Origin of the sequence: Phenylobacterium sp., assembly GCF_031181185.1 — a bacterium.
GTDB lineage: Bacteria > Pseudomonadota > Alphaproteobacteria > Caulobacterales > Caulobacteraceae > Phenylobacterium.
In genome coordinates this window covers 1-8244 of the sequence record NZ_JAPSKZ010000162.1, presented here as the reverse complement: position 1 = coordinate 8244, position 8244 = coordinate 1, and the positions used below count along the sequence as shown (strand labels likewise).

At 70.0% G+C, this 8244-nt stretch carries 5 protein-coding genes; 3 read left to right on the top strand and 2 right to left on the bottom strand.

The window, feature by feature from the left end; genetic code table 11:
• Both RIF93_RS16310 and RIF93_RS16305 read left to right on the top strand, forming a co-directional pair.
• The coding region (locus RIF93_RS16310; protein WP_309092505.1) for a family 43 glycosylhydrolase at window positions 1-1175 on the top strand (1175 nt) is incomplete at its 5' end.
• Window positions 1176-3788 carry a glycosyl hydrolase 115 family protein gene (locus RIF93_RS16305; protein WP_309092504.1) on the top strand — a complete coding sequence of 871 codons (2613 nt, stop codon included), beginning with the start codon at window positions 1176-1178 and terminating at the stop codon, window positions 3786-3788.
• Here the strand turns inward: RIF93_RS16305 and RIF93_RS16300 are convergent.
• Both RIF93_RS16300 and manD read right to left on the bottom strand, forming a co-directional pair.
• Window positions 3785-4531, bottom strand: a complete 747-nt coding sequence (locus RIF93_RS16300) for a FadR/GntR family transcriptional regulator (protein ID WP_309092506.1) — start codon at window positions 4529-4531, stop codon at window positions 3785-3787. The genes RIF93_RS16305 and RIF93_RS16300 overlap by 4 nt on opposite strands.
• Window positions 4532-4613: 82 nt before the next feature.
• The gene (gene manD / locus RIF93_RS16295) at window positions 4614-5825 is read right to left on the bottom strand and encodes a D-mannonate dehydratase ManD (protein ID WP_309092503.1); all 1212 of its coding nucleotides are present in this window, start codon (window positions 5823-5825) and stop codon (window positions 4614-4616) included.
• A gap of 85 nt (window positions 5826-5910) precedes the next feature.
• On the opposite strand from manD, the gene RIF93_RS16290 reads away from it, so the two are divergent.
• Entirely contained in the window at window positions 5911-8052 is a 2142-nt protein-coding gene (locus RIF93_RS16290; RefSeq protein ID WP_309092502.1) for an alpha-glucuronidase family glycosyl hydrolase, read from the top strand.
• Window positions 8053-8244 lie beyond the last annotated feature (192 nt).

The window sequence follows — 8244 nt, the reverse complement described above, 5'->3', positions numbered from 1 at the left end:
CCTTCTTCTTCGACGACGACGGCAGGACCTACGTCCTCAACAACGGTCCGCCCGAGGGAAGGCCGCTGTACGAAGGCCACCGCGCCATCTGGATGCAGGAATTCGACCTGAGGGGCATGAAGGCGGTCGGCCCGCGCAAGGTGCTGGTCAACGGCGGGGTGGACCTGTCGACGAAGCCGATCTGGATCGAGGGGCCGAACATCCTGAAGAAGGACGGCTGGTACTATCTGGTCTGCGCCGAGGGCGGCACGGCCGAGGGCCACTCGCAGGTCGTGCTGCGCAGCCGGCAGGTGTGGGGCCCCTACGAGCCCTATCCCGGCAACCCGATCCTGACCCAGCGGGGCCTGCCGAAGGAGCGGCCCTTCCCGGTGACCTCGGCCGGTCACGCGACCCTGGTGCAGACGCAAGCCGGCGACTGGTGGGCGACCTTCCTGGCCACCCGGCCCTATGAGGGCGACTTCTACAACACCGGCCGCGAGACCTTTCTGCTGCCGGTCACCTGGAAGGACGGCTGGCCCGTGATCCTGGAGAGCGGCGCCACCATTCCGCAGGTGCTTCGCCGGCCGAAGTTGCCGAAACAGGGGCCGCCGCCGCTGCCGACCAACGGCGACTTCCACGTCCGCGAGACGTTCGACGGAGACAAGCTGGGCTTTCACTGGGTGACCCTGCGCATGCCCAAGACGCCCTGGCACAGGCTGGAAGGCGGGCAGCTCCGGATCGACGCCCGACCCGTGGCGCTGGGCGCGCGGGGGCAGCCCTCGTACCTCGGCCGACGGCAGCAGCATCTGAACGCCAGCGCGGCGACGCGCGTGATCTTCACCCCGAGACGGGATGGCGACCGGGCGGGCCTGGCGGCCCTGCAGAGCGACGAGTTCTTCTACCTGCTGAGCGTCGGCCGGCACGGCGGCAGGACGACGGTGCGGCTGGAGCGCCGGACCGGGCAGGGCGAGCCGCCGCACGGGACGGTGGTGGCCGAGGCGGGCGTGCCGGCCGGCGCGCCGGTGGAGCTGAAGATCGACGCCCGCGGCGGCCGGTACGACTTCGCCTATGCGGTCCAGCCGGGCCGCTGGACGAGCCTGGCGAGAGACGCCGACGGGACCATCCTGTCGACCAAAACGGCCGGCGGCTTCGTCGGCGTGACCTTCGGACTCTATGCCTATTCCGAGGAGCCCTGAATGACAGCGCCGACCCGCCGGCGGATCGGGGCTGGCCTCGTGGGCTTCTTGGCGGCGCTGGCGCTCGGCTCGGCGGCGGCCGCCTGTGAGGCGCCGGTGTCGGTGTGTCCTAAGGCTGCGGCCGGCAGCTTTCCCCTGATCCGGGGCGGCGCGCCCGCGGCGGTGCTGACCGACGCCAACGCGGATCGGGCGGTGCGGCACGTGGCGAACAGCTTCGCGGCTGATCTCCAGCGGGTCGGCGGCCGCCCGACGTCGCAGATCAACGACCCCGACCAGGCGCGGGGGCCGCTGGTGATCATCGGCGTCCGCGGCCAGAGCCCGGTCATCGATGGCCTGATCGCCCGAGGCAAGATCGAGGCGTCGGACCTGGCCGGTCAGTGGGAGGCGTTCCGGCAGGTGGTCGTCGACCGGCCGTTCCCGAACGTGCCGCGGGCGCTGGTGATCGTCGGCTCGGACCGCCGGGGCGCGGTGTTCGGCGCCTACGATCTGTCGGAGAAGATGGGCGTGTCCCCATGGCATTGGTTCGCCGACGCCCCGATCCAGCGGAAGGCCAACCTGTTCGTCACGGCGGGCGCCCGGCGCGACCAGCCGAAGGTCAAGTACCGCGGCTTCTTCATCAACGACGAGGCCCCGGCGCTCACCACCTGGGCCGAGAAGCGTTTCGGCGGCGCCAATTCGAAGATGTACGCCCACGTCTTCGAGCTGCTGCTGCGGATGAAGGGCAACTACTTGTGGCCGGCCATGTGGCAGCCGCGCGCCTTCAACGACGACGATCCGCGCAACATGGTCTTGGCCGACGAGATGGGCGTCGTGATGGGCACCTCGCACCACGAGCCGATGACCCGCGCCCATGACGAGTGGCATCGCAACAAGGAAGGCGGCGTCACCGGCGGCCGCTGGGACTACGCCACCAATGGCGAGAACCTGCGCAGGTTCTGGCGCGGCGGCATCGAGCGGATGATGTCGAAGGGCGACGGCCGCGGCTACGAGGCCGTGGTGACCGTGGGCATGCGCGGCGACGGCGACGAGGCCATGAGCGACGCCACCGCCACCCAGCTGCTCGAGAAAATCGTCGCCGACCAGCGCAAGATCATCGCCGAGGTGACCGGCCGGCCGCCTGAGCAGACCCCGCAGGTCTGGGCGCTCTACAAGGAGGTGCAGGACTACTACGACAACGGGATGAAGGTCCCGGACGACGTGACCCTGCTGTTCGCCGACGACAACTGGGGCCAGATCCGGCGGCTGCCGACGGGCGACCTGAACCGCAAGGGTGGCTACGGGGTCTACTACCACTTCGACTACGTGGGGGCGCCCCGGAACTACAAGTGGCTGAACAACACCCAGATCGAGAAGACCTGGCAGCAGATGGACCTGGCGTGGGAGCGCGGCGCGCGCACGCTGTGGATCGTCAACGTGGGCGACATCAAGCCCATGGAGTTCCCCTTGAGCTTCTTCATGGACCAGGCCTGGGACCCTGAGGCCATGACGCCCGAGGCGCTGGCGCGGTATCCGCAGGGGTGGGCCGGGCGGACGTTCGGCGCGGCGCACGGCGCCGAGATCGGGGAACTGATCACCCGCTATGCCAAGTACGCCGCGCGGCGGAAGCCCGAGCTGATCGACTCTGGCAGCTTCCGCATCGGCGAGGCGACGGCCGAGGCGCTGGACGGCGGCGAGTTCGGGGAGATGGTCGCCGAGTGGGACGCGCTGGAGCGCGACATGCTGCGGACAAAGGCCAAGCTGCCGGCGCAGGCGCGCGACGCCTATCTGCAGATCGTGGAGCATCCGATCGCCGCCATGGCGAACCTGTACCGGCTCTACTACGCGGTGGCCTGGAACCGGCGCCTCGCGTTCTTCAACGATCCGCGCGCGAATGTCTTCGCCGACCAGGCCGAGGCCGCCTTCGCCCGGGACCAGGCCCTGACCGACGCCTATCACCGCGCCAACGACGGCAAGTGGGACGGCATGATGAGCCAGACCCACATCGGCTACACCTACTGGCAGCAGCCGCCGACGCAGGTGATGCCCCGCGTCACCCGCGTGGACGGGAAGGGCGCGCCGAAGCCGATCGTCTTCGCCAAGCCGCACCGGGCGTCCGAGAACGTCATCGCCGTCGAGGCCCCGAGGTTCAGCCGGGTCGTGAACGGCGCCGGCCTGGCCTGGCGGGCGATCCCGCACCTGGGACGGACGGAGGGCGCGGTCGTCGCCCTGCCGCAGGGGCGGGCGCCGACGAGCGAGAAGGACGCCGTCCGCGTGGAGTACGACGTGAAAGTCGCCAAGGCCGGCGACCTGACCGTGCAGCTCTATCTGGCGCCGACGCTGGACACGACTGGCCGCGGAAGCCAGCGGATCGGCGTCTCGGTCGACGACCGGCCGATGCAGGTGGTGGTGGACAAGCTGCTGCCGGCGCCGACCTCGACGACGCTGGAGGAGCAGGCGGCCTGGAACAAGGCGGTGGAGGACAACGCCCGCGTCGTCTCCGCCACCTTCACCGACGTGCCGGCCGGGCCGCACACGATCAAGGTCTGGCGGCTGGACGACAATGTGGTGCTGACGAAGGTGGTGGCCTCGACCGGTCCGATCCCGATCGCCTACCTGGGCGCGCCGACGCGCTAGATCGCCACGCGCTTGGCAATCTGGCTGCGGCGGGCCTTGCTCTCGCGTTCGGCCCGCTCGAGCGCCTCGGTCTCGGTCGCCTTCAGCAGGTGGTCGATGACGCGCTCCAGGTGGTCGCGCATGGCCTGGCGGGCGGCGGCCGGATCGTGCGCCTTCAGGGCCTCGACCACGCGGCGGTGCTCGGCGATGCGCGGCTCCAGGCCCGTGCCGCGGGCGCGGGTCAAGATGTTGCGCGCGAGCGGCGAGCGGTTGCGCAGCTCCCACAAGTTCTCGACGGTGGCGATGATCGCGCCGTTTCCGGTCGCCCGGGCGATGACCATGTGGAACTCCTTGTCGGCGTCTTCGCCGCGGAGCTCGTCCTCGTCGGCCATCAGGGTCAGCAGGCGTTCCAACTCGGCGATCTGGTCCTCGTCGATCGTGGCGGCGGCCAACGCCGCGGCCTCGCCCTCGAACAGGCGCCGCGCTTCGATCAGCTCGAAGGCGCCGATCTCGAAGTCGTAGGCGGAGGCGGCCATCGGCATGCTGGCGCGCGTGACGTAGATGCCAAGGCCGTGGCGCGCCTCGATCATGCCCAGCATCTCGAGCGCGATCAGGGCCTCGCGCAGGGTCGGGCGGCTGACGCCGTACTGCTCGGCGAGCTCGCGCTCGGTCGGCAGGCGCTCGCCCACCTGGTACTTCCCGCCCTCGATCTCGGCGGCGATGGAATCGGCGAGACGCCGGTAGAGCTTTCCGCTGACGGCCATCGGCTCCTGGTGCTTCGACTTGCCGCCGGGCGGGCGGCCTCGCGGCTTCATCATAGCGACGGCCCTGGGCGCGGAAAGAGGGCTACCAGTCGTGCATCGTGCCGTCCTGCAGCCGAGCGACGGGCAGGAAGGCGCGGCGGTAAGGGTATTTGGCCGCCTCGGCCTCGTCGATGTCGACGCCCAGGCCCGGCGCCTCGCCCGGATGCAGCAGGCCGCCGCTGAACGTGTAGTCGTGCGGGAAGACGGCGTCGGTCTCGGGCGTGTGGCGCATGTACTCCTGGACGCCGAAGTTCGGCACCGACAGGTCGAAGTGCAGGGCCGCGGCCATGGTCACCGGCGACAGATCCGTGGCGCCATGGCAGCCGGTGCGCACGCCGTACATCTCGGCGAACGCAGCGATCCGGCGCAGATGGGTGATGCCGCCGGCGTGGACCACGGTGGCGCGGATGTAGTCGATCAGCTGCTCCTCGATCAGCTGCTTGCAGTCCCAGATCGAGTTGAAGATCTCGCCCACGGCGATCGGCGTGGTGGTGTGCTGGCGGATCAGGCGGAAGCGCGCCTGGTTCTCGGCGGGCGTCGGGTCCTCAATCCAGAACGGACGGTAGGGCTCGAGGTCTCGGCCGAGCCGGCCGGCCTCAATCGGGGTCAGGCGGTGGTGGACGTCGTGCAGGAGGTGCACGTCCCAGCCCAGCGCTTCACGCGCGGCGGCGAACAGCTCGGGCGCGGTGCGCAGGTAGGGTTCGCTGGCCCAGACGGTCTCGGTGGGCAGGTCGGCGTCGGCCGGCTCGTAGAAGAACTTGTCCTTCGAGACGCCGTAGGTGGACTTCAGCCCCGGCACGCCCGACTGCAGTCGGATCGCCTTGTAGCCCGCGGCGGCGTACTCCTTGGCCGTCTCGACCGTGTCCTCGATCGTCTGTCCGTTGGCGTGGCCGTAGACCATCACGCCGGTGCGGCAGGCGCCGCCCAGCAGCTGGTAGACCGGCAGGCCCGCGACCTTCCCCTTGATGTCCCACAGCGCCATGTCGACGGCGGCGATGGCGGTCATGGTGACGGGACCGCGCCGCCAGTAGGCGCCGCGGTGGAGGTACTGCCAGATGTCTTCGATCTGGTGGGCGTCGCGGCCGATCAGGCAGGGGATGACGTGTTCGTCGAGGTAGGCCTTCACGGCCAGCTCGCGGCCGTTGAGCGTGGCGTCGCCAACGCCGGTCACGCCGTCGGCCGTCTCGATCTTGAGGGTGACGAAGTTCCGCCCGGGACAGGTGACGATGGTCTTGGCGGAAATGATCTTCGACATGCAGGCGTTTTCGGTTGCCGCGCCGCAGTTGTCAATCGTGTGGTCTGACCATTAAAACGATAGTGTCTCGACCAATGGAGTTGGCATGAAACGGCTCGTCCTGATGGCTGCGGCCGCGACGTCGGTGCTGGGATCCGCGGGCGCTGTCCGCGCCGAGGATGGGTACGACCTGTGGCTGCGCTACCGCCCGGTGGAGGCCGCGCAGGCGCAGGGCTATCGGGCGCTCGCGACCGAACTGGTGGCCGAGGGCGGCTCGCCGACGCTGGCGGTGGCCCGGGCCGAGCTGGCGCGGGGTCTCTCGGGCCTGCTGGGCGCCGAGCCGCCCGCCACGCCGACCGTCAGCCGCGACGGGGCGATCGTGCTCGGGACGCCGGCGAGTTCGAAGGCCGTGGCGGGCCTGAAGCTGCCGCTCGAGCGGCTGGGGCCCGATGGCTATGTGATCCGCAGCGTGACGCTGGGCGGGCGGCGGGCGACGGTGATCGCCGCCAACAGCGACGTGGGCGTGCTGTACGGGACCTTCGATCTCCTGCGTCGGATCCAGACCCGTCGCCCACTCGCCGACCTCGACGTGGCCGAGGCGCCGAAGGTGACGCTGCGCGTCCTGAACCACTGGGACAACCTGGATCGCAGCGTCGAGCGCGGCTACTCGGGCCAGTCGATCTGGGACTGGTGGAAGCTGCCCGACGCGATCGACGCCCGTTACGTCGACTACGCCCGGGCGAACGCCTCCCTGGGCATCAACGGGACGGTCCTCAACAACGTCAACGCCAAGGCCGACAGCCTGACGGCGCCCTACATCGCCAAGGCGGCGGCAGTGGCCGACGTGCTGCGGCCCTATGGCATCAAGGTCTATCTGTCGGCGCGGTTCAGCGCGCCGATCGACATTGGCGGTCTGAAAACCTCGGACCCGCTGGATCCGGCGGTCCGCGCCTGGTGGAAGGCCAAGGCGGACGAGATCTACAGGGCGATCCCGGACTTCGGCGGGTTCCTGGTGAAGGCCAATTCGGAGGGGCAGCCGGGTCCGCAGGATTACGGCCGCACCCACGCCGACGGCGCGAACATGCTGGGCGAGGCGGTGGCGCCGCATGGCGGCGTCGTGATGTGGCGGGCCTTCGTCTATTCGCACGAGCAGCCCGAGGACCGCATCAAGCAGGCCTACAACGAGTTCGTCCCCCTGGACGGCAAGTTCCGGGACAACGTCATCGTGCAGGTGAAGAACGGGCCGCTGGACTTCCAGCCCCGCGAGCCGTTCCACCCGCTGTTCGGGGCGACGCCGAAGACGCCCCTGATGATGGAATTCCAGATCACCAAGGAATACCTCGGCTTCGCCACCCACCTCGTCTACCAGGGCCCGCTGTACGAGGAGACGCTGCAGGCGGACACCTGGCGCAAGGGCCGCGGCGCGACGGTGGCCAAGGTGGTCGACGGCTCGGTCTATGGCCACAAGCTGACGGGCATGGCCGGGGTGGCCAACGTCGGGTCCGACCGCAACTGGTCCGGGTCGCACTTCGACCAGGCCAACTGGTACGCCTTCGGCCGGCTGGCCTGGGACCCGCACGGATCGTCCCGCGCGATCGCCGAGGAGTGGGCGCGGCTGACGTTCTCCAACGACCCGGCGTTCGTGCGCCCTGTCGTCGATATGATGGTCGCCTCGCGCGAGACGATGGTGAACTACATGACGCCGCTGGGCCTGCACCACATCATGGGGCGCAGCCACCACTACGGTCCAGGCCCCTGGGTGGCGGGCGGCGAGCGCGCCGACTGGACCAGCGTCTACTATCACCGCGCCTCGCCTGAAGGGATCGGCTTCGACCGCATGGCGACGGGCAGCAATGCGGTCGCCCAGTATGCGCCGCAGGCGGGCCGGGCGCTGGCGGCCGACGAGAAGAACCTCCTGTGGTTCCACCGCGTGGACTGGGACCACAAGGTCGCCTCGGGCCGCACGCTCTGGGACGAGCTGGTGGTGCGCTACAGCCAGGGCGTTCAGGAGGTCGCCGCGATGCGCCGGACCTGGGCGGCCATGGCGGCTCATGTCGATCCGCAGCGCCACGCCGACGTCGCCGCCTACCTGGCCATCCAGGAGAAGGAGGCGCAGTGGTGGCGTGACGCCTGCATCGCCTACTTCCAGCAGTTCTCGAAGCGGCCGATGCCGGCCGGCTACGCCCCGCCGCCGCATCCGGTCAGCTACTACGAGGCGCTGAATTTCCCCTACGCGCCGGGGATCTGAGGGCAGGGCTTAGGACCGCCGCAACCTCCCCCGTAGCGGCAGCGTGCGGGGGAGGTGGATCGCCGCCGGAGAGCGGCGAGACGGAGGGGGCGCTGCGAATGGCAGGACCTCGCCGCTTCCGCCCTCCGCACGGCCCCAGCGCCCCCTCCACCACTTCGTGGTCCCCCTCCCCCGCTTGCGGGGGAGGGGGAC